Annotated in this window: 21 protein-coding genes and 2 pseudogenes; 17 read left to right on the forward strand and 6 right to left on the reverse strand. The window is 70.3% G+C overall.

The window, feature by feature from the left end; genetic code table 11:
* Positions 1 to 47 precede the first annotated feature (47 nt).
* From VKV26_03520 to VKV26_03565, 10 genes and pseudogenes are all read left to right on the forward strand, one after another.
* Positions 48 to 1,400, forward strand: coding sequence for a diguanylate cyclase (locus tag VKV26_03520; GenBank protein ID HLZ68959.1), 1,353 nt, complete (start codon positions 48 to 50; stop codon positions 1,398 to 1,400).
* Positions 1,401 to 1,649: 249 nt separating this feature from the next.
* A complete protein-coding gene (locus VKV26_03525; protein HLZ68960.1) occupies positions 1,650 to 2,471 on the forward strand; it encodes a GvpL/GvpF family gas vesicle protein in 822 nt (273 codons plus the stop codon).
* A 28-nt stretch (positions 2,472 to 2,499) separates the two neighbouring features.
* Entirely contained in the window at positions 2,500 to 2,751 is a 252-nt protein-coding gene (locus tag VKV26_03530; protein HLZ68961.1) for a gas vesicle protein GvpG, read from the forward strand.
* A gap of 8 nt (positions 2,752 to 2,759) precedes the next feature.
* The gene (locus tag VKV26_03535; protein HLZ68962.1) at positions 2,760 to 3,683 is read left to right on the forward strand and encodes a GvpL/GvpF family gas vesicle protein; all 924 of its coding nucleotides are present in this window, start codon (positions 2,760 to 2,762) and stop codon (positions 3,681 to 3,683) included.
* The gene (gene gvpJ, locus VKV26_03540; protein HLZ68963.1) at positions 3,680 to 4,261 is read left to right on the forward strand and encodes a gas vesicle protein GvpJ; all 582 of its coding nucleotides are present in this window, start codon (positions 3,680 to 3,682) and stop codon (positions 4,259 to 4,261) included. The genes VKV26_03535 and gvpJ (VKV26_03540) overlap by 4 nt, the downstream gene beginning before the upstream one ends.
* Entirely contained in the window at positions 4,258 to 4,599 is a 342-nt protein-coding gene (locus VKV26_03545) for a gas vesicle protein (GenBank protein HLZ68964.1), read from the forward strand. Before gvpJ (VKV26_03540) ends, VKV26_03545 begins: the two co-directional genes overlap by 4 nt.
* Positions 4,600 to 4,629: 30 nt before the next feature.
* A pseudogene (gene gvpJ / locus VKV26_03550) lies at positions 4,630 to 4,824 on the forward strand (gas vesicle protein GvpJ).
* Positions 4,825 to 4,991: 167 nt separating this feature from the next.
* Entirely contained in the window at positions 4,992 to 7,097 is a 2,106-nt protein-coding gene (locus VKV26_03555; GenBank protein HLZ68965.1) for an ATP-binding protein, read from the forward strand.
* Positions 7,090 to 8,337 carry a hybrid sensor histidine kinase/response regulator gene (locus VKV26_03560; protein HLZ68966.1) on the forward strand — a complete coding sequence of 416 codons (1,248 nt, stop codon included), beginning with the start codon at positions 7,090 to 7,092 and terminating at the stop codon, positions 8,335 to 8,337. The genes VKV26_03555 and VKV26_03560 overlap by 8 nt, the downstream gene beginning before the upstream one ends.
* Entirely contained in the window at positions 8,334 to 8,771 is a 438-nt protein-coding gene (locus VKV26_03565) for a hypothetical protein (protein HLZ68967.1), read from the forward strand. Before VKV26_03560 ends, VKV26_03565 begins: the two co-directional genes overlap by 4 nt.
* 12 nt (positions 8,772 to 8,783) lie before the next feature.
* Here the strand turns inward: VKV26_03565 and VKV26_03570 are convergent, their stop codons facing one another.
* Positions 8,784 to 9,959, reverse strand: coding sequence for a hypothetical protein (locus tag VKV26_03570; GenBank protein ID HLZ68968.1), 1,176 nt, complete (start codon positions 9,957 to 9,959; stop codon positions 8,784 to 8,786).
* 263 nt (positions 9,960 to 10,222) lie between these two features.
* On the opposite strand from VKV26_03570, the gene VKV26_03575 reads away from it, so the two are divergent.
* Positions 10,223 to 10,795, forward strand: a complete 573-nt coding sequence (locus VKV26_03575) for a YetF domain-containing protein (GenBank protein ID HLZ68969.1) — start codon at positions 10,223 to 10,225, stop codon at positions 10,793 to 10,795.
* Between the two features lie 66 nt (positions 10,796 to 10,861).
* Here the strand turns inward: VKV26_03575 and VKV26_03580 are convergent, their stop codons facing one another.
* A complete protein-coding gene (locus tag VKV26_03580; protein HLZ68970.1) occupies positions 10,862 to 12,091 on the reverse strand; it encodes a cytochrome P450 in 1,230 nt (409 codons plus the stop codon).
* 204 nt (positions 12,092 to 12,295) lie between these two features.
* Here VKV26_03580 and VKV26_03585 point away from each other — a divergent pair, with 204 nt between their 5' ends.
* Positions 12,296 to 13,522 (forward strand): MFS transporter, encoded by a 1,227-nt coding sequence (locus VKV26_03585; protein ID HLZ68971.1) that lies wholly within the window; start codon positions 12,296 to 12,298, stop codon positions 13,520 to 13,522.
* 138 nt (positions 13,523 to 13,660) lie between these two features.
* Here VKV26_03585 and VKV26_03590 read toward each other — a convergent pair.
* Positions 13,661 to 14,287: pseudogene (locus tag VKV26_03590) on the reverse strand (class I SAM-dependent methyltransferase).
* Positions 14,288 to 14,365: 78 nt separating this feature from the next.
* On the opposite strand from VKV26_03590, the gene VKV26_03595 reads away from it, so the two are divergent.
* From VKV26_03595 to VKV26_03615, 5 genes are all read left to right on the forward strand, one after another.
* The gene (locus tag VKV26_03595) at positions 14,366 to 14,524 is read left to right on the forward strand and encodes a hypothetical protein (protein ID HLZ68972.1); all 159 of its coding nucleotides are present in this window, start codon (positions 14,366 to 14,368) and stop codon (positions 14,522 to 14,524) included.
* A 114-nt stretch (positions 14,525 to 14,638) separates the two neighbouring features.
* Complete coding sequence (locus VKV26_03600; protein HLZ68973.1) at positions 14,639 to 15,388, forward strand: alpha/beta hydrolase; 750 nt, start codon at positions 14,639 to 14,641, stop codon at positions 15,386 to 15,388.
* 111 nt (positions 15,389 to 15,499) lie between these two features.
* Positions 15,500 to 15,898: a nuclear transport factor 2 family protein gene (locus tag VKV26_03605; GenBank protein HLZ68974.1), complete on the forward strand. Its 399-nt coding sequence runs from the start codon at positions 15,500 to 15,502 to the stop codon at positions 15,896 to 15,898.
* Positions 15,899 to 16,046: 148 nt separating this feature from the next.
* Entirely contained in the window at positions 16,047 to 16,964 is a 918-nt protein-coding gene (locus tag VKV26_03610) for a fumarylacetoacetate hydrolase family protein (GenBank protein HLZ68975.1), read from the forward strand.
* A gap of 92 nt (positions 16,965 to 17,056) precedes the next feature.
* Positions 17,057 to 17,410 (forward strand): hypothetical protein, encoded by a 354-nt coding sequence (locus tag VKV26_03615; protein ID HLZ68976.1) that lies wholly within the window; start codon positions 17,057 to 17,059, stop codon positions 17,408 to 17,410.
* A gap of 130 nt (positions 17,411 to 17,540) precedes the next feature.
* Here VKV26_03615 and VKV26_03620 read toward each other — a convergent pair whose 3' ends face one another.
* The 3 genes from VKV26_03620 to VKV26_03630 form a co-directional block, all read right to left on the reverse strand.
* On the reverse strand, positions 17,541 to 18,368 hold the full coding sequence (locus VKV26_03620) for an alcohol dehydrogenase catalytic domain-containing protein (protein ID HLZ68977.1): 828 nt from the start codon (positions 18,366 to 18,368) through the stop codon (positions 17,541 to 17,543).
* Positions 18,369 to 18,524: 156 nt separating this feature from the next.
* Positions 18,525 to 19,307, reverse strand: a complete 783-nt coding sequence (locus tag VKV26_03625) for a DUF2182 domain-containing protein (protein ID HLZ68978.1) — start codon at positions 19,305 to 19,307, stop codon at positions 18,525 to 18,527.
* 5 nt (positions 19,308 to 19,312) lie between these two features.
* Entirely contained in the window at positions 19,313 to 19,915 is a 603-nt protein-coding gene (locus VKV26_03630) for a DUF1326 domain-containing protein (protein HLZ68979.1), read from the reverse strand.
* Positions 19,916 to 20,112 lie beyond the last annotated feature (197 nt).

Consider the following 20,112-nt stretch of genomic DNA (forward strand, 5'->3'; position numbering starts at 1 on the left):
AGTTCGTTTTGGAGCGGAGGAAGTTCCCTCCACTGTTTCTGGTTGCGTTGGCACTGCTGGGCCTCGCCGTGAGTGCCCTGCTGGCGAGCCGGGTCAGCCCGGACGCCGGCGTGGCCGGCGGCAGCGCGGCGTGGCTGAGCATGGCGCATGCCATGTCGGGCACGTGGCGCGCCGTCGCGGCGGCCCTGGGTTTGCTGGCCTTCGCCAGCCTGCTCGTGCCCGGCGCCACCTCCGCACACCGCGCGTTGGCGCGGCGTAGCGTCGCCGTCGACGATGACGGGCTCAGCGGGATCGACTGGTTGCGGCTGGAGTCGGCAGCGACGCCGCCGCAACCGCGATCGGCGCTGCGCCTGATCGCCGCCGACCCGATCGCGGAGGCCATGGTGCATCCCGCGGACTGGGACCGCCTGCTGGCCCCGACCGCGCTCGTTGCCGACGAGCCGGCGGACCCGATGGCGGAGCCCGGCTGGCTGTTCCGCGATGCTCCCGCCGCACAGGCGGGACTCGTGGGCGACGCGGAGCTGACGCGGGCGATCGTCTCCAACCTCGGCGCCGGTGTGGTGGCCGTGGACGAGACCGGCCGCGTAAGCTACGTGAATCCGATGGCGGCCCGTATGCTGGGCCGCGACGAGGAGCAGCTGCTGGGACGCTCCCTGCACCCTGCCCTCGATCTGGGCGAGACACAGATCGCCTGCCTGGTGCGCGACGTGCGGCGCAGTGGACGCACGCTCCGTATCGAGGACGCCGCGTTGCGGCGTCCGGACGGCAGCGCCCTGTTCGTCTCGCTCTCGGTTGCGCCGCTGGAGGGCGGTCGCGGCGTCTGTGGCGCCGTGCTCGCCCTGCATGACGTCACCGAGCGCCGGGCACAGGTGGCGGCGTTGGAGCACAAGACGCTCCACGACCCGCTCACCGAGCTGCCCAACCGTATCCTCTTCCGTGACCGGCTGCGGCAGTCGCTGCTGCTGGGCAAGCGGAACGGCAGCGGCACCGCGGTGCTCGCCATCGACCTGGACGGCTTCAAGGCGGTCAAAGACCGGCTGGGCCACCAGGCGGGCGACCTGCTGTTGCGGCAGGTGGCAGCGCGGTGCCAGTTGGCGCTGCGGGCCTCGGATACGGTAGCGCGACTGGGCGGCGAAGAGTTCGCCGTGATTCTGCCCGGCGCGGAGAGCGCGGGTGCCACGCGGGCCGCACAACAACTTGTGCGGGCCATCGAGCATCCGTTCACCGTCAACGGGCAAACCGTGTACGTGGCTGCGAGCATCGGTATCGCCGCGGCTCCCGCCCACGGCACGGAGCCGGGCACGCTGCTGCGCAGCGCCGATGCGGCCATGTATGCCGCCAAGGCGGCGCGCTGCGGCATCGCTGTCTACGCGGACGGCGACGACCGGCGCATTCCGTAGGGACGTGCCGGGGCTGTACCGACCCCGGCACGTGCGGAACGCAACGGGCGCCCCGGCTTCGGCCGGGGCGCCCGTTGCACGTGTCCGGGTCCGCCACAGGCGGCACATCGCTCTGAAAGGGTATTGACACGGCCGGCGCCGTTCCCGACGCTCAGAGCGTTGCCCGGCCAGCGTCTTTCAGGCGGTAACGCCGCGGTGCAGCGGCGCGGCCCACCCCGCGCCGCTGCCGCATCACACGAGAGGTGCCGGATGGCCGTCGAAGAGCAGATCCTCGGCTACGGCGCCGAGCCTCCGGAGCGCGCTCCCGCTGGGGGCAAGTATGTGTACTGCATCATCGAGTGCGCCGAGCCTCGCGCCTTCGGCCGCATGGGCATCGGTGGCCGCAACGACGAGGTCTACACGATCGAGCATGGCGGCCTGGCCGCCGTCGTCTCCGACACGCCCGTCGTCGTCTATGACCCCACGCGGGAGAACGCGCTCACGCACGAGCATGTGATCGACACGGTGCTCCAGGAGTTCACGGTTATCCCGATGAGCTTCGGCGCCATCTTTCGCACGCACGACGACGTGGTCGAGTTCCTCAAGGACACCGCCGACGCCCTGCGCGACGTTCTGCAGAAGATGACGGGCAAGATCGAGCTGGGGCTCAAGGTCAACTGGGACCCGGAGACCGTGCTCAAGCAGGTGGAGGACGAAACCGAGGAGATCCGCCGGCTGAAAGAGGAGATCCTCACCAACCGGCTGACCTCGACCTACTTCGCCCGCATGCAGCTCGGCCGCATGGTCGAGCGGGCGATGAGCGAGGCGGCCGACACCTACGTGCGCGAGATCTACGACCAGTTGCGCGGCTGCGCCATCGCTTCGCGTCACAATAAGCCGATCGGCGACAAGATGATCCTCAACGCCGCCTTCCTGGTCGAGCGCGAGCGCGCGGCCGCCTTCGACGAACAGGTGCAGGAGATCGCGCGCAAGTACCAGGGGCAGCTACGCTTCCAGTCGACCGGCCCCTGGCCACCGTACAACTTCGTCAACATCCACCTGAAGCTGGAGCGCGCCGGCGCCGGCGGGTGACGCCGTCACGCTTGGGACTGGCCGAACGATGCTGCTGCAACTGCTGACCGCACCCGTTTCCCTGCCGGTGTTCGGCCTGCGCTTTATCCTCCAGCAGTTGCTTGAGGTAGCAGAGCAGGAGCTCATGGACGTGGATCGCATCCACGAAGAGCTGCTGCTGCTGCAACTGCGCCTGGAGGAGGGCGAGATCACGGAGAAGGAGTATCTGGACGCCGAGGCCGCGATCATGCTGCGACTGCGTGAGGCCCGCGCCTACCGCGCGGCGCGGGGCGCCGGGTGAGCGCCCGCGTGACCGGCGCGCTGCACGCCGCCGCGGCCCCCGGCTCGACGACGCCTGCGCTGTACTACCTGTACGCTGTGCTGGCGCCGGGCGGCCGCGCGGAGGCACGGCTCAGCGCGGGCACGATCGCCGGTCTGGGCGAGGGCGCGCCGCTGTTCGCGATCGAGGCGGCGGGACTCGTGGCCGCGGTCAGCCTGGTGCCTGCCGCGCGGTTCGACGAGGCGCCACTGGCCGCGTTGCTGGCCGATCTGCCGCGGCTCACCCCGCTCGCCGTGCGTCACGAGAACGCCGTGCACGCGCTGGCCGAGGCCGCGGACGCGGTGGCGCCGATCAGCTTCGGCGCCATCTATCGCGACAGGGCCGCCGTCGAACGGCTGTTGCACGAGGGCGCGGCGCAGTTTCGGGCGCTGCTGGCGCGGGTGCGCGGCCGCCAGGAGTGGGGCGTCACGCTGTTCGCCGAGCCGGAGGCGCTGGCGCGTGTCGCCGCGGCCGAAAGCGATGAGCTGCGCCGCATCGATGCCGAGATCGCCGCGGCCGGTCCCGGCCGCGCCTATCTGCTGGCGAAGCGCCGCGAGCGGGTGCTGGCACAGGAGAGCGAGGTGATCGGCGCCGCGCATGCGACCGAACTGCTGTACCGGCTGGCGGCGCTCAGCGCCGAGACGCGCGTGGACGAGGCGGCGCGGGCGGCGGGTGCGCCGCGGCTCCTGCTCAAGGCCGCGTTCCTAGTGGAAAACGTCTGCGCCGCGGCGTTTCGCAGCGAGGCGGACGTGGCCGAGCGAACGGCTGCCGGTCTGGGCCTGGCGCTGCAGTGCTCCGGGCCATGGGCGCCGTATACGTTCATGCGAACTGGTATTGATGCACTCGTAACTGATGCAGATGAAGCAATTCCACATGTAGTATCGGGCCAACCCGAGTTGGGCGAGAGAGGATGACGGCGCGGGCGCCGGCCGGCGCGGTCGTCTCGCTGGTGGATGCGGTGGACCTGCTGCTGAACCGCGGCGCCCTGCTCAGCGGTGAGGCGACGCTCTCGCTCGCCGGCGTGGATCTGGTCTACGTCGGCCTCAACCTGCTGATCGCGTCGGTGGAGACGATGCGGCAGCTCGGGCTTGCCCCCGGCTTCGGCGCGGGGCAGCCGCTGCGACCGACCGGGGCGCCGCCTCGCGTTCGCGAGGGGCAGGAGCCGCCGCGGCGCGCGGCGCCGCTGCCCGATCGGCCCGCCGCGCTCATGGATCCGGCGGACCATACGCGAGCGGGCGCGGAGCGGCCGGAGCAGGGGCTGGCCCGGCTGGTGCTGGCGCTGGTGGAGCTGTTGCGGCAAGTGCTGGAGCGCCAGGCGGTGCGGCGCATGGAGGGCGGCAGCCTGCCCGACGCCGATGTGGAGCGCATGGGGCTCGCATTGCGGGAGCTGGAGCAGACGATGACGGCAGTGCGCAAGGCGTTTGGCCTCTCGGCGGAGGATCTGAACCTGGATCTGGGCCCGCTCGGCCGGCTGCTGGGCGACGCGCCATGATCGAGTTCGGGCGCAGGAGCGCCGGCCCGCCCCCCGCCACGACGCTGGTGGACATTCTGGACCGGGTGCTGGACAAGGGGCTCGTCGTCGCCGGCGATATCCGCGTCTCGCTGGCCAACGTCGAGCTGCTGACGATCCGCATCCGCCTGCTGGTCTGCTCGATCGACAAGGCCGCGGAGATCGGGCTGGACTGGTGGCGGCGCGATGGCTTTCTGAGCAGCGCCTCGCCCGCGGAAACCGGGGAGACGGCCGCGCTGCGGGCGCGGATCGAGACGCTGGAGCGGTTGCTGGGCGAACGCGCGGCCACAGAGCACGAGCACGACGGCCCGCCCGCGTAGGCAGGTGGGCCGGGAGAGGGATGGCTCAAGATGGTGGTGGAGCGCCACTCTGGTGGCACCAGCCTGATCGACGTGCTCGACCGCGTGCTGGACAAGGGCATCGTGATCGACGCGTGGGTGCGCATCTCGCTGGTGGGAATCGACCTGATCACCGTCGAGGCGCGCATCGTCGTGGCCTCGATCGATACCTACCTGAAGTATGCCGAGGCGGTGGGCATCACCGCGCCGGTGGCCCGCTCGCCGTTGGCTGCCCCGCGTGAGGGCGGTGTGGCGCCCATCGAACGCACGGTGGTGGAGCGGCGCGAGACGACGCGCGAGGGTTGAGGCCGCGTCGCGGGCGGCGCAGCCCGCTTCGTGTGCGAAGCCGGTGAGTTGGGCGAAGGATCGGGAACGTGGCGAGCCAGCGGGACCGAATCGGCGCCGGGGCGCCGGGCAGGAGTGCGGCGCACGGCAGCGATCTGTTCGACATCTACCGCAGCAGCGGTACGGCGGCGCGGCTGGCCGAGTTGCACGAGCTGGTGCAGCCCACGTTGGAGCTGCTGGCCCGCGCCCTGGGCTACGAACGCGCCTTCGTCTGCCTCGTGGATGTCGAGGCCGGCAGCGTCAGCGGCATGGTCGGCGTCAACCCCCCCGATGGCCTGCTGGAAACAGACGCCTTCGACCTGCCGGAGCATACGCTGTTCGTGGAAGCGTTGCGTGGCGGCCGGCCGCTGCGCGTGGACGACGCCATGCGCGATCCGCGCGTGCCCGAAGCGGCGCGTCCGCACTATGCCGGCTACGGCCTGATCGCCTTCGCCGCGGTGCCGCTGCCCCCCGCCTCCGGTGTGCTCGTGGTCTGCCGTGAGCGGCCGATCGGCGAGCGCGAGGTCAACGAGCTGCTGCCCTACGCTGCCCAGCTTGTGGCGGCGGTGACGGCGCGGGGAGAGGTGCGCCGGCTGAGCGCGGCGGACGAGGAGCACGCCGTCGCCGAAGAGTGGCTCTGGTGGCTGGTCAACGCGGTACAAGACCCGGCGCTGCTTACCGACGAGGCCAACAACATCCTGCTCGCCAACCAGCACGCCGAGCGGCTGCTGAAACCCGGTCCGGACGACAGTGCCGGCAAGCGCTACGCGATCGAGATCAACAACGTGCTGCTTTCCGCCTCGCTCTCCAGCTTTGCGCTGGAGCACGAAGGCGGCGCCAGCCGCGAGCTGACCCTCGTGGACCCGATCGAGGGCACGGAGCTGCTGTTCGAGCTGATCCGCAAGCCGGCCACGAACCTGCGCACCGGTGAGCGCGCCCAGGCGTGCGTGCTCAAGGACGTGACCGATCTGCGCCGCGCCCTTGACGAGTTGAAGCAAACGCTCAGCGGGCTCGAAGCGGCGGGCGAACAGGCGCGGCAAGAGCGCGACCGCCTCGACCTGATCCTCAGCAATGTCGCCGATCCGATCGTGGTCGCCGACCCGGACGGCCAGATCATGCGCATGAACCAGCCGGCGGCGCGGCTGTTGCAGGCCGGCGCCGCCGGCGCGCCCGCCGACGTCTCCACTGCCTATCTCGCCAACGACGCCCGCTTCAGCTCCTTCCTCTCGCAACTGCGGCTAGAGTCCAGCGCCGGAAAGCAGGGCGAGATCCAGCTCGTGGACCCGGAGACGGGCGAGTTGCTGACGATGAGCCTGACCGCAACGGAGGTGCAGGAGCGGCTCGGCCAGGTGACGGCGATCGTCTGCGTGCTGCACGACCTGACCCGTGTCCGCGAACTGGAGCGGCGCACGCTGGAGCAGCAACTGTTCGAATCGGAGAAGCTGGCGGCGGTGGGCCGCCTCGCCGCCGCCACCGCGCACGAGATCAACAACCCGTTGGAGGCGATCAAGAACGCGCTGTACCTGCTCATCAGCCGCACGGCCGCGGACGATCCCAACCACCAGTTCCTGGAGATCGCCAGCCGCGAGACGGAGCGCGTCTCCACGATCATGCGGCAGATGCTCGGCTTCTACCGCCCGGTGGTGGAGAAGTCGATCACCGACGTCAACCAGGTGCTGGGCGAGGCGCTGGCGCTGCTCGACCGGCAGCTGCGCCAGGCGCGCATCGGCGTGCGCACGCGGCTCGACCCGGCGCTGCCCGCGATCCTCGCCTCCGCCGATCAGCTCAAGCAGGTCTTCCTCAACCTGCTGCTCAACGCCCGCGACGCCATGCCGGAGGGCGGCACGATTCGCATCACCACCCGCATGACGCGCGACACCGACACCGAGTTTATCGAGGATGGCCGCCGGCTGCTGGTGCAGTTCCAGGACACGGGCAGCGGCATCTCCGAGGAAAACCTGCGCTACATCTTCGAGCCGTTCTTCTCCACCAAGAGCGAGGCGAAGGGCACCGGCCTCGGCCTCTGGGTAAGCCTGGGCATCGTGCGCCAGCATGGCGGCCAGCTCAACGTGATGAGCCGGGCCGGACGCGGCACCACCTTCACCGTGGCGCTGCCCGCGGGGGCGCCGCCGCCCCTGGAGGCGCCAGATGGCTGAGGCGCCGCCCGCCCGTGTGCTGGTCGTGGACGACGACGAAAGTGTCTCGATCACGATGCGGGCCGTGCTCGAGCAGGAGGGCTACGCCGTCGAAGCCGCGCGCTCCGCGGCCGAAGCGCGGGTGGCGCTGGAGCACGCCTCGTTCGACGCGGCGCTGCTGGACCTGCATCTTGATGACGCGGACGGCATCGAGGTGCTGAGCGAGGTGGGCCGCCGGCAGCCGGAATGCTCGGCGGTGATGCTCACCGGCTACGGCTCGCTGGATTCGGCCATCCGCGCTATCCGCGGGGGCGCCTACGACTATCTGCTCAAGCCCTGCGCCCTGGACGAGCTGAAGCTGACGATCGGCCGTGCCGTGGAGCGTTCGCGCCTGCGCCGGGCGCTGGCGGCGCGCATCGCCGATCTGGAGGCCGCCAACGCGACGATCGCGGCCTTCAATCAGGATTTGCAGGGCAAGATCGACGCGGCCACGGCCGAGCTGCAGCGCACGGTGGAAGACCTGCGCCGCACGCAGCATCACCTGCAAGAGTCGCAGCGGCAGCGCTTCGAGTTCGTCTCGATGATCGCGCACGAGCTGGGGCAGCCGCTGACGACGATCGTCGGCTACGCGCAGTTGCTCAGCCGGCCGGATCAGACGGAGGAGCGCGTGAGGCAGGCCCTGGACGTGATCGTCGGCGAGTCGCGCCGGCTCACACGGCTGGTGCAGGACCTGAGCGACGTGGCGCGCCTCACCACCGGCCGCTTCCAGGTGCACACCGAGCCGGCCGACCTGGCCGAGATCGCCGCCGCACAGGTGACGCTGGCGCAGGAGCGGTCGCCGGACCACCGGATTGTGTATGCAGGCCGCGACCAGCCCTTGCCGCTGGAGTTCGATCCGGATCGCGTCGCGCAAATCGTCGCCAACCTGATCGGCAACGCGATCAAATACACGCCGGGCGGCACGATCACCGTACGCGTGGGCCTGGCCGATCAGGCGGCGGAGCTGAGCGTGACCGACGAAGGACCGGGCATTCCGCCGGACCGGCTGGACGAGATCTTCGAGCCGCACGTGCGCCTCGTGCCGGACGAGTCGGGCAGCACGCCGCGCGGCGCCGGGCTGGGGCTCTACATCGCCCGTGGCATCGCCGAGGCGCACGGCGGCCGGCTCTTCGCCGAGAACGTGCCCGGCGGCGCCCGCGTGACGCTGCTGCTGCCGCTGCAGGGACACGAGAACCAGGGGAAGGAACGCAACGAAGCGTGAGCGATGAGCGGCGCAACGAGCTGACCGCGGCGGCGTTCGATGAGATCGCCGTGCGCCTGCTCCTGCAGGGCGAAAGCTGGTTCAAGGTCCGCGCCTACCGCGAGGGGGCGCAGGCGCTGCGCGAGACGCCGGAGAGCGTCGACGCCCTGCTGGCCGCGGGCAGACTGGCCTCGCTGCCGCACGTCGGCAAGGCGATCGCGGAGAAGACCGCGGCGCTGCTGACCACGGGCGCGATTCCCCTGCTGGAGCGCCTGCGCGCCGAAGTGCCGGCGGGGCTGGTAGGGCTGACGAATGCGGGGCTGCCGCCCGCCACCGTGCGCCGGCTGCACGCCGAGTACGGCGTGGACGGGCCGGAAGCGCTCGCCGCCGCGCTGGCTGCCGGCAAGCTGGACCGCGACAAGAAGCTGCGCGCCGCCGCCGCGGCCCTCGCCTGAGCACCGCCTCAGCTACGGCACTTGCTGGATGTTGGCGGTGTCCAGCTTCCAGACACCGGCTTCCATCACCAGCGTCCAGGCGCCGCTGAAACGGCGTGTGACGGGGCCGTTGCTTGTCCTGTCCGTCGCGGAGAAGGTCACCGACACCTGCGGCGGGTTGCCGGTTGCCGGCTGCACGCCTTCGATGCGTACGCTCTGCGTGGTGCGGTAGCCCTGCTCCCAGGCGCTTTCGCCGCCCTGCCGCGCCTGGTACGCCGCGCTCAGCTCGTCCCAGGCCGCGAAGTAGCGCCGCTGGTTCAGCAGATCGTAGAAGTGCCGCACCTTCTCGGTGGGACTGAGGATGTAGGCCGGGCAGGTCTGCGGATCTTCCCAGGAGGGCGAGATCGCCTTCGCCTGGTTGCAGGCGGCGTCGGCGGCGGCCGCATCGCCGCCGCGGCCGGTCAGAAAGGCGACGACGCCCCAGACGCAGGCCTGCGCGTCCTGGTCCCAGTCGCTCATCTGCATCGTGACCTTGCGGGCGTAGGCGAGGCGATCGGCGATCAGGGCCAGTGGATACGGCCCTGCCCACTCGCTGAACTGCGCACCGTCCCACTTGTAGACGACGACGATCTGCGGGCTCTCGGCGTAGTCGCGGCAGTAGGGCGAGACGGCTTCCACGACCTCGGGCTGGCCGTCGCCGTCGATGTCGGTGAGGTCGAAGCCCGGCGTGTCGGACGCGCCGTCGAAGACCGAGACGAACTCGGCGCCGTCCCAGCGGGCGGCCGACATCTGCGACGCGTGCGCGCCCACGCCGGCGATCAGCGCCACGGCCGGCGTGCCATCGACAACGGCGACGGTCATGCCGGCCACGTTGGCGTCCATGATGGTGACGGTCGTGCCCAGCGTGAAGCCGTCCACGGCGGGAATGGCGATCGCTACACTCCAGTTGCTGAGCGCCGTGGCGCCGGGAATATCGGTCGGCGTGGCGTAGAGCACGGCCCAGCCGTTTGTGCCGGCGTTGGTGAAGTCGGCCATGGCGGCGTCCTGGATCCGGGCGTTCGCCGGCAGCAGCGCCAGCACGGCATCCGGCAGGCCGGCCTGCGCGGCCGCGGGCATGGCCTGGCGCAGCGCCCCTCCGGCGCCCAGCGCAGCACCAAGCAGTACGACGGCGAGCAGAAAACGGGGGGCGCTTCCCGGCAGGTGCGGCACGACGGCCTCCGCGGCGCAAATGGGGAGTGCGCACGCATTGTACCGTCCGCACCAGGCCCCCGCGGCATGAAAGCACGGCTTTCGTTGAGCGGGCGCAAGCGCCGGGCCGCGCAGCGGCCGTTCGATCACAAACAGGGCGCCCGCTACGCTGGGCGGCGGGTGCGCCGCAGCGCCCGGCAGAAAGTCCGCCGCAATGCCGCCCGCTGGCTGCTACGCTGCCGGCGCGAAGAGTTGCACGTGCACTCCGAAGGAGGAAACGCGCCGTGTGGCACGATATCTGGGTGATCCAGGTTCCCTGGTGGGAGCGCATCCTGCGCGCCGTCGTGGTCTACATCTTCGTCGTCGTGGCGCTGCGGCTGGCGGGTAAACGCGAGCTGGGACAGCTCAACAGTCTGGACCTCGTGGTGCTGCTCTTCCTCTCCAACATTTTGCAGAACTCGATCATCGGCAACGACGTCTCGATCACCGGTGGTGTGATCGGCGCCGCCACGCTGCTGGCGCTCAACTACGCGACGAACCGTGTGCTGTTCCTTTTCCCGGTGATCGACCGCGTCGTCGAGGGCGATGCGACGCCGCTGATCGACGACGGCCGGGTGATCGCCGCGAACCTGAAGAAGGAGCTGCTGACCGAAGAGGAACTGCTCGTCGCGGTGCACAAACAGGGACTGTACTCGCTGGAAGAGGTCGAGAACGCCTATCTGGAACCGGGCGGCGCGATCACCGTCTTCGCCCGCCGCCCCACGGTCGAGGAGCGCGAGACCGGCGAGATGGAGCGGCGGCTTGACCAGCTGCTCGCCGCCGTGCAGCGCCTCGAAGCGCGGTTCGCCGGCGGCTGACAGAGCGCCTAACCCTGCCTCGCTCGGGCTGAGCGCCGCGAGGGACGCACCACCGACCACTGGTCCCTACGCCCAGCGCACGGGCAGGTGCTTGATGCCGCCGATGAAGTTCGAGCGCAGCCGCTCCGGCGGGCCGGCCGGCTGAATCTCCGGCAGCCGCTGCAGCAGCTCCTCGAACATCACGCGCAGCTCCAGCCGCGCCAGGCTGGCGCCCAGGCAGAAGTGCTCGCCGATGCCGAAGGCGATGTGCTCGTTCGGCGAGCGGGTGATGTCGAACGTGTTCGGGTTGGGAAAGACCGCCTCATCGCGATTGGCCGAGGGATACCACATCGTCAGCTTCTCGCCCGACCGGATCAGCTGGCCGCCCACCTCGGCGTCCTGCGCCGCCACCCGCGACATGTGCGTCACCGGCGAGGTCCAGCGCAGGATCTCCTCGATCGCCGTGGGCAGCAGCGAGAGATCCTTTTGCAGGCGTTCGCGCTGGTTCGGGTGGTCGAACAGGGCCAGCAGGCCACCCGTCGTCGCGTTGCGGGTCGTCTCGTTGCCGGCCACGATCAGCAGGAAGCAGAAGTAGAGGATCTCCTCGTCCGTCAGCTTCTCGCCGTCGATGTCTCCCTCGACCAGCGTGCCGAGCAGATCGTCCTTACGCTCGGCATGCCGCTGGGCGGCCATGTCGGCGAAGTACTGAAACATGCTCATCCGCGCCTGGAGGGAGGTCTCCTGCGAGTCGGCGCCCTCGGGCTGGTACTCCGGATCCTCGGAGCCGAGCGTCATGTTGGTCCACTCGAACATCTTCGGCCAATCCGGCTCGGGCACGCCCATCATGTCGCAGATCACCGCTAGCGGCAGAATCGAGGAGACCTCGGTGACGAAGTCGCATGCCCCTTTGCCCTGCACGCCGTCGAGAATGCGCGTGACGATGCGCCGCACGTGCGATTCCAGCTCGCCGATGGCGCGCGGCGTGAAGCCCTTGTTCACCAGCCGGCGCAGGCGCACGTGGCGCGGTGGGTCGGTGGTGATCATCATCGTGTTCGCCGATGGATCGGGAATGTCCGGGCGGGCGCCCGCGTGGATGCCCAGGCTGGAGAGGAAGACCGTCGGCTGGCGGGAGATGCTGACGATATCCGCGTAGCGGGTGATCATCCACTGCGCCGGGTAGCCGTAGAAGGCCTCGTGCCGGTAGACGGGCGCCTGGGCGCGCAGGGTGGCCCACTGGTCGTGGGGCTGGCCGCGCACGTAGACATCGGGATCGAGCAGCTGGATGTCACTGAGATCGGAGCGCATGTCGGTCGTCATCAGCAGCCTCCGCCCCTGCGCCGGCGGCTTCGCCCGGCGCTCCTGTTCGTCTGGTGCAAAGAGTATAGCGCCTGCTTGCGCTTGGCCACCGCGCCGTGCGTCCCAGGGAACAGACGCGGCTCAGCCCGATCCGGATCGAAAGATCGCCGGTGGGTAGGCCGGCGGCAGCGTGCCGCCGGCGGCCCGCCATCGTACGCTGCCGCTATGCGCCGCCTGCTTGCCTACCGTGACGCCCGGCTGCTGCTCGCCGGCCAGATGCTCTCGCTGTTCGGCGACCGGGCGATGTTCCTGGTGCTCGGCATCTGGGTGAAGGCGCTCACCGGCAGCAACGCCGCCGCGGTCCTCGTCTTCTTCGCCTACACGGCGCCGGCGCTGGGCGCGCCGCTCGCCGGGCTGCTGGTGGATAGGGTGCGCCGCCGGCCGCTGATGATCACCACCGACCTGGTGATCGGCGCGTCGATGTTCCTGCTGCTGCTGGTGCACAGCCGCGACCAGGTCTGGCTGATCTACATGGTGGCGCTGCTCTACGGCTGTGCCGACCTGGCCTTCGGCTCGGCGCAGTCGGCGCTGCTCACCGTGTTGCTGCCCGGCGATCTGCTGGGCGAGGCGAACGCGGCCTTCCAGACGGTGCGGCAGGGGATGCGGCTGATCGCGCCGCTGGCCGGCGCGGCGCTCTATGCGGCCTTCGGCGGCGGCACGGTGGCCGTGATCGACGCCGCGACGTTCGCCTGCTCGGCCTTCTGCCTCTGGCGGCTGCGCACGCCGGAGCCGGCGCCTGCGCCGCAGCGCGCCAATTTCCGCCGCGAGGTGAGTGCCGGCCTGCGCCATATCCGCCAGACCCTGCCGCTGCGCCAGATCGTCCTCGCGGTCGGCGTCGCCCTGCTGGTGATCGGCTTCGGCGAAACGCTGCTCTTCGCGGTGATCGACCAGGGGCTGCACCGGCCGCCGAGCTTTTTCGGCGTGATCGGCGCGGCGCAGGGCGTGGGCGCGGTCGCGGGTGGGCTGACGGCGGCCGCGTTGCTGCGGCGGCTGGGCGACGGCCGGCTGGTGGGCGCGGGGCTGCTGCTGTTCGCGCTGGGCGACGGCCTGTTGGTGATCTCAGTCACGTCCGTTGTGCTGGGCGGGATAGCGCTCGCCGGCGTCGGCCTCTCGTGGGCGGTCGTGGGCTTCGGCACGGCGATTCAGCGGCGCTCGCCGGCGGAGCTGCAGGGCCGTGTGGCCTCCGCCGCCGATCTGCTGGCCGGCACGCCGCAGACTATCTCGATCGCGGCCGGCGCGGCGCTCTCCACGCTGCTCGACTTCCGCCTGCTGCTGTTGCTGATGTCGGGCGTGATCGCCGTCTGCGCCGGCTATCTGCTCACGCGCCGCACGTTTCAACCGGGTGCAGCCGCGGCTGGACTGCCCACCGTTGCCCTGGCCGAGGCGCCCTGAGCATGTGTTCTCGATTCCCTGCTCTCTGACCCCTGCCTCCACCCAGGCGCCGTGTTCGTCCAGGCAACGCCGGAAGGCGAGGCCGGCGGCGTGTAGCTCGGCCGCCAGTTCGGCGTCGTCGAGAATGCGCGCTGTGAAGCGGTGTCTCCAGCTTCCGGCCGGCGCCGCGTAGCGGACCTCGGCGCTGAAGCGCCGGCCCTCCCGGCTGAGCACTCGAAAGGCGATCGCCATGCCTAGATACGTGAGGCCGAACTCGCTCACCGTCTCCGCCCAGGCCGGGTCGTAGCGTTGCAGCAGCAGCGCGCCGTCCGGCGCGAGGTGACGGCGGCAGGTGCGCAGGAAGGCGGAGCGCTGCGCGTCGTTGGCCGTATTGATCAGCTGGCTGGCGAGCAGCACGGCGGGGAAGCACCGGCCGAGGTCGAGCGTTTCGATGTCGGCGAGCACCGTCTCGGCGCCGTGCACATACGCCAGCATCGCCGCCGACTGATCGACCGCGACGACCGCATGCCCAAGCGCCAGCAAGGGATGCGTGATGCGCCCGGCGCCGCAGCCGAGTTCCAGCAGCGTACAGCCGGGCGGCACCGCGGCGTGGATCAGCTCCGGCTCGCCGTCGGGCGGCAGCATGGCGTAGAGGCCAACCGGGCTGCCGTCCGGCGCGACGCGTTGCGCTCGTTCGTTCACCGTTTCAGTATCGCGCAGACGCGGCGTATGGCCGCGGCGAGCAACCGTCACGCGGGCGCAAAAACCGGATAACCGTGCGTTCATAGAGTAAGAGCAGCACGCGTGGGCGCCCGCCGGTCTGCGGACGCGACGCGGCTCAGATGCTCCCGAAGCAGGTGTGAGATGCGTGTGCAGCGCAAGAGTTGCCCGAAGTGCACGGGCGACCTCTACATCGACCAGGACTTCGACGGGCGGCGCATCCTGCCGCCGGAGTGGGTCTGCCTGCAGTGCGGCTGGCGCCGGCCGGTCGAGGCGGCCGTGCCGGCGCGGCTGGCCGGATGAGCCCGGCGGCTTGCAGGTGGCGCTCACCGAGCCGGCCTGGTTCATGCGCGGTCTGGATCCCGTATACTGCGGGGCTGAACGGCTCGAAGGCCGGCGCTTCGTCGGAGGGATGCCATGCCCGTCGTCCTCGTACACGGGAATCCGGAGACCGCTGCCATCTGGGATGACCTGCGCACGGAGCTGGGGCGTGACGACGTGCTGGCGCTCTCGCCGCCCGGCTTCGGCGCGCCCGTGCCGGACGGCTTCGCGGCGACCAGCGACGCCTACGTCGCCTGGCTGGGCAGCGAGCTGGAGCGCATCCCCGGCCCGATCGACCTGGTGGGGCACGACTGGGGCGCCGGGCACGTGATGCGCCTGGTGCTGGAGCGGCCGCAGCTGGTGCGCTCCTGGGCAATGGACATCGCTGGTTGCTTCGACCCGGAGTACGTCTGGCACGACTTCGCGCAGGTCTGGCAAACGCCCGGCGCCGGCGAAGAGGCGATCGCGCAGATGGTCGCAACGCCGGTTGATCAGCGGGCGCAGCAGTTCGAGGGGCTGGGCATGAGCAAGGCCGTGGCGGCAAGCTGCGCCGCGGCCAGCAACGAGGCGATGGGCCGCTGTATCCTCGCGCTCTACCGCTCCGCCGCGCAGCCGCGGCTGGCGCAGTGGGGCGCGGACCTCTCGAAGGCGCGCACGCGGCCCGGCCTGGTGATCATCGCCACCGAAGATCACTACACCGGTGGCGAGACACTGGCGCGGCGCACGGCGGAACGCGCCGGCGCAGAGGTGGCCGTGCTGCAAGGGCTGGGCCACTGGTGGATGTGCCAGGACCCGAAGCGCGGCGCCGAGGCGTTGCGAACCTTTTTCGCGGCTCTGCCTGCCTGACGGCTGCCGGTGTCCGCCGGCCCCGCCGTGATCGCGCCGGTAGCCACCGCAGCCGCTAAACCCCGCGCGGCGCTACCATAGGGCCGATCGCTTCGCTCAGGAGAGAAGATCGTGCCCGAAACACCGCCCGGCGCCGCGCAGTTGATGCGCGCCTACTACCAGGCGCTCGACGCGCCCGACCTCGACCGGCTCGACGGCCTTTTTCACGACGAGATCGACTGGCGCTTCCCCGGCCAGACGCTGACCAGCGCCGGGGCGCTGAAGCGCAACATGCAGCGCACGCTCGCCAGCGGCCTGCGTATGAACCACCGCATCGGCCACATACTGCAGCAGGGCGACACGGCGCTCTGCGAGCTGGTGGCGACCAACACCGTCGCCAGCAACGACTACATTGTGCACGGCGCCGTGGTCTGCGAGGCAGAGCGCGGCCGCATTCGCCGCCTCGCCGCCTACCCCGAGGCGAACGAGATGGCGGCCTTCCTCGCCGCCCTCGCCGCCGCGCGGCCGTGAAGGGCACAGATGACAGGTGACAGGGGTTGGCAATCCATCACCTGTCACACCTCGCCCCTACGCCTGCTTCCCCGTCTCCTCACCTATCCTGGACCCATCCGGGCGGCCGGCGCGCCCGTCTGCCGACCAAACCCTGCTGGAGAGTGCCATGCGCCTGGTGAGCTACTTGGATGCGACCGGCGACGACCGCGCCGGCATTGTGCGCGGCGATGCGATCATCGACCTCGTCTTCTGGGGCCGCGCTGCCCGCCGCACACTGCCGCAGACGCTCAACAACCTGATCGAGATGGGACCGGAGGGCCTTGACGGCGCCCGCGCCGCGCTCGAAGCCGCCGGCGACTACCCGATCGGCAGCAACGGCATCCTGCCGCTCGCCGGCACGAAGCTGACCGCGCCCATTCCCAACCCGCGGCGCAACATCATTTGCCTGGGCCGCAACTACGTGGAGCACGCGCTGGAGTCGGCCGCCGCGCGGGGCACGAGCACGCCGCCGCCCGCGCATCCCGTCTACTTCACCAAGGCGACGACGGCGATCAACGGGCCGTACGATCCGATTCCCTACGATCCGGCGTTCTCCACCGAGATCGACTGGGAGGTTGAGCTGGGCGTGATCATGGGCGCGGGCGGCCGCAACATTCCCGAAGAGCGGGCCATGGAGCACGTCTTCGGCTACACCGTGATCAACGACGTGACAGCGCGCGACCTGCAAAACCGCCATTTGCAGTGGCACCTGGGCAAGAGCTTCGACGGCAGTTGCCCGATGGGGCCGTGGATCGTGACGGCCGACGAGCTGCCCGACCCGCACAACCTGCGCATCACGCTGCGCGTCAACGGCGTGACCAAGCAGGACTCGAACACGAGCAAGCTGATCTTCAACATCCCCACCTGCATCGCCGTCTACTCGCGCGGCATCACGCTGCAGCCGTGCGACATCATCGCCACGGGCACGCCGGAGGGCGTCGGCTACGCACGCAAGCCGCCGGAATTTCTGAAACCGGGCGACGTGGTGGAGAGCGAAGTCGAGGGCATCGGCGTGATGCGCAACCCGGTGGGGGTTAGGGAGTAGGGCGCGGGAGGTGGCGTCGCGCATGATCGACTTGACGGAAGGCATATACTTCGGAAACGGAGGCTCGCGCCAGAGACGGAAGGAGATTCGCCGTGTCCGTCTATCTCGGCTACTACAGGGTCACACCCGGCTTCGCCGAGGCGAACGCCGCCCGCGCTCGCAGCGGGGAAGCCTCGATCGATCCGAAGTTTCGCCAGATGGTGATCGATCTGCCCGGCAAACTCCCCGCGAACTGCAGGATCATCGGTTCGTATGCTCCAATGGGGACCGACCTGCCGGCGGTGATGATCGCCGAGACGAATAACACCGACGACCTGTTCTTCATCAGCCAGTACTACAACGGCTACCTGCAGTACCAGTGGGTTCCTGCACGGGCCGTGGGCACAACCGCTGCGGAACGCGAGCGCTACCTGGCAAGCGTGGCTGCTCCGGCTGGTGTTCGCTAAGGCCTTTTGCGCCCCGCTGCGGCGTTCTGGGGTGGCGCGTCAGCACGGCCGCACCCAGGAACAGCGCATGGGCTCTTGCCTCCGCGCCCATGCGTTGGCCGCCGCCCGCGGGCGGCCAACGCCCTGCGCCCTATGGCTGCAGCGCGATCTTGAGCACGCCGGCGTCGCGCCGCTTGAACAACGCGTAGCCCTCCAGCGCCTGCGGGAGCGGCATCCGGTGCGTAATCAGCGGCGTCAGGTCGACCTTGCCGTGCTGGACTAACGCCATCATGCGCCGCAACCGTTCCGTGCCCACCGGGCAGAGCGTGGTCACGATCTGGCGGTTCCAGAAGCCCGGATCCTGCGTCGAGAGGCTGAGCGTGGGAAACGCGCCGTAGACGCCGACGCTGCTCACCGTGCCGCCTGAGCGCGTCACGCGGCAGCAGTTCTCGAACGTCGCCTGCGTGCCCAGCGCCTCGATCGCCACGTCCACGCCGCGTCCGCCGGTGAGCCGCATGATCTCGGCCGCCGCGGCGAACAGCACCTGCTCGTCGGCAAGGCCGTCCGGAATCCTGGCCAGCGAGGTCTGGGCGCCGCTGACGGTGAAGAACTGCCCCTGAGCGCCGAAGAGCAGGTTGCCGGGCGAATGGTAGGTGATGCAGCTCGCTGCCAGGCCGCGCATGCAGTTCTCGCAGTGGCCGCAGCAGAAGAGGCAGGCCGCGACCACGCGATCGCCCGGCTTGAACGCCGTCACGTTGGCGCCCACCGCCTCGACCACACCGCAGGCCTCGTGACCCATGGGCAGCGCGGGCACGCCCTGCGGCATCGGGAACTCGTCGAGAATATGCACGTCCGAACCGCAGATCGTACTCAGCGTCGTGCGGATTACCGCCTGGTCCGAACCTGGCGCAGCGATCGGCAGTTCGGCAAGCGCGAGCTGACCCATGCCGGTCTTGACGACGGTCTGCGATGCGGGCATGGCGGAACCTCGGGGATCAGGGATTAGCGGGCAGGCGCCAGGGAAGAGTATAGGGCGCAGATCGCCGTCGGCACGAGCCGGCCGGCGGTTGCCGGCGTCGCTGCCGCGCCGTCTCGGCAGATCCCCCGGCACACCCGCGAGATCGGAGCCGCGTACTCACATGCCCAGCGTGGTGGGCAGCGCGGCGGGCCAGAAAAGCACGGCCGCGCCCCAGGCGATCAACGCGACCGCGGCGACCGGCGCCAGCATGCGCCCGAAGGGCAGCGCCTTCTCCGCGAAGACGAGCGCGGTAAGCGCCGCCATCGCCGCGATGTTCATCACGCCGAGCGGGAAGAGCAGCGCGAACAGCAGCCAGCAGCAGCCCAGGCAGTAGGCGCCGTGCTCCAGCCCCATGCGCACGGCACCGCCGCGGCCGTCGCGCCACGAGGTAGCGATGAAGGAGAGCGGCGTACGGCACTTCGAGAGGCAGCGGCCCTTCAGCGGCGAGAGCTGGTACAGCCCCGCCAGGATCAGCACCACGCCGCCGATGCGCGCCGCATGATCCATCAGCCAGGGTGAGCGGCCGGCCAGCCGGTCGGCGGCGGTGGCGAGCAGGAAGGCGACGATGCCGGCGCCCGTCCAGACGAGCAGGTAGGCGCCGGTGAAGATCCAGGCGGGCACGAAGGGCCGGCCACGCTCGCGGCGCGCGGCGTGCACGCGAGCGAAGGCCAGGATCATCGGCGCCGAGGCGGGGAACATCATCGCCGCCATCATCGCCACCCAGGTCGCGATGAAGAGCGGTGCGGCCATGCCCATCGTCAGGCTGGCGCTCATGCTGTTCGTGGTCGCCGACTGCCAGATCACCACGGCCCAGCAGGCCGCGGCCAGCGCCAGCAGCGAGCCGAGGATCAGCGCCCGCTGGCGGGCGAGCAGCGGCGGGGCGGGGGCAGTGGCGGCCACGCCGGTCACGCCTGCCAGTTGAAGGGAGCGAAGTGGCCGTTCTTGCCGGCGTTGTCGAAGTCGAAGGCGGCGTCTTTGAAGCGGGCCGTGCCGCCGGCGCGGGCGAGGGCAAGGTCCGAGTTCGCCGGGTGGCCGGCATTCGTCAGCACCATCGTGCTGCCCGCGAAACCCGGCAGACCGCTGACCGACTGCTCGCCGAAGCCATCGATCCGCAGCGTGCGCGTCTCGCCGTCCATGCCGAACTCGATGCGGGCGCTGTGCGCGCCGAGATACTCCGGCGCCAGGCCGCTCACCGCCTCCGGCGGGCCGCCGGCCTTGCCGCTGAAGATCGCCTCCAGGGTCTCGCGCTGCTGCCCACTGGCGGCGGCGTCGAGGTACAGCTCGCGCCGGCCCTTGCCCTCGGCCATCGGCCCGTCCGCCTGCAGGGCGATCACCGCCGTGAGGCCGGCGAGATCGAGGCCGTCGGCCGCGCCGCGATCGATGTGGAAGGCGAGCACCGCGTCGCAGTGGCCCTGCGTCGGCCGGGCCGTCGCCTGTGAAGTGACGCAGGGGCAGAGCACGTCGCAACTGCACGTTTCGAAGTACTGGCCGGAGAGTTGCCATGCCATGGCGGGCGCCTCCCGAATGCTGCAAACGAGCCGGCAACGCCTTTGCAACCGGATCAAGTCCTTGCGATTATAGGCGCGCTGTCAAGACGGGTGTCATGAGTCTCGGACTCCGTCACCACGAACTGTCCAGTGAAAATGTCAGTCATGAAGGACCTGACATTGACTGCCCAGGACCAAGCGCGACTGCAGATTCTGAA

The sequence above is a fragment of the Dehalococcoidia bacterium genome, from assembly GCA_035310145.1.
Lineage (GTDB): Bacteria > Chloroflexota > Dehalococcoidia > CAUJGQ01 > CAUJGQ01 > CALFMN01.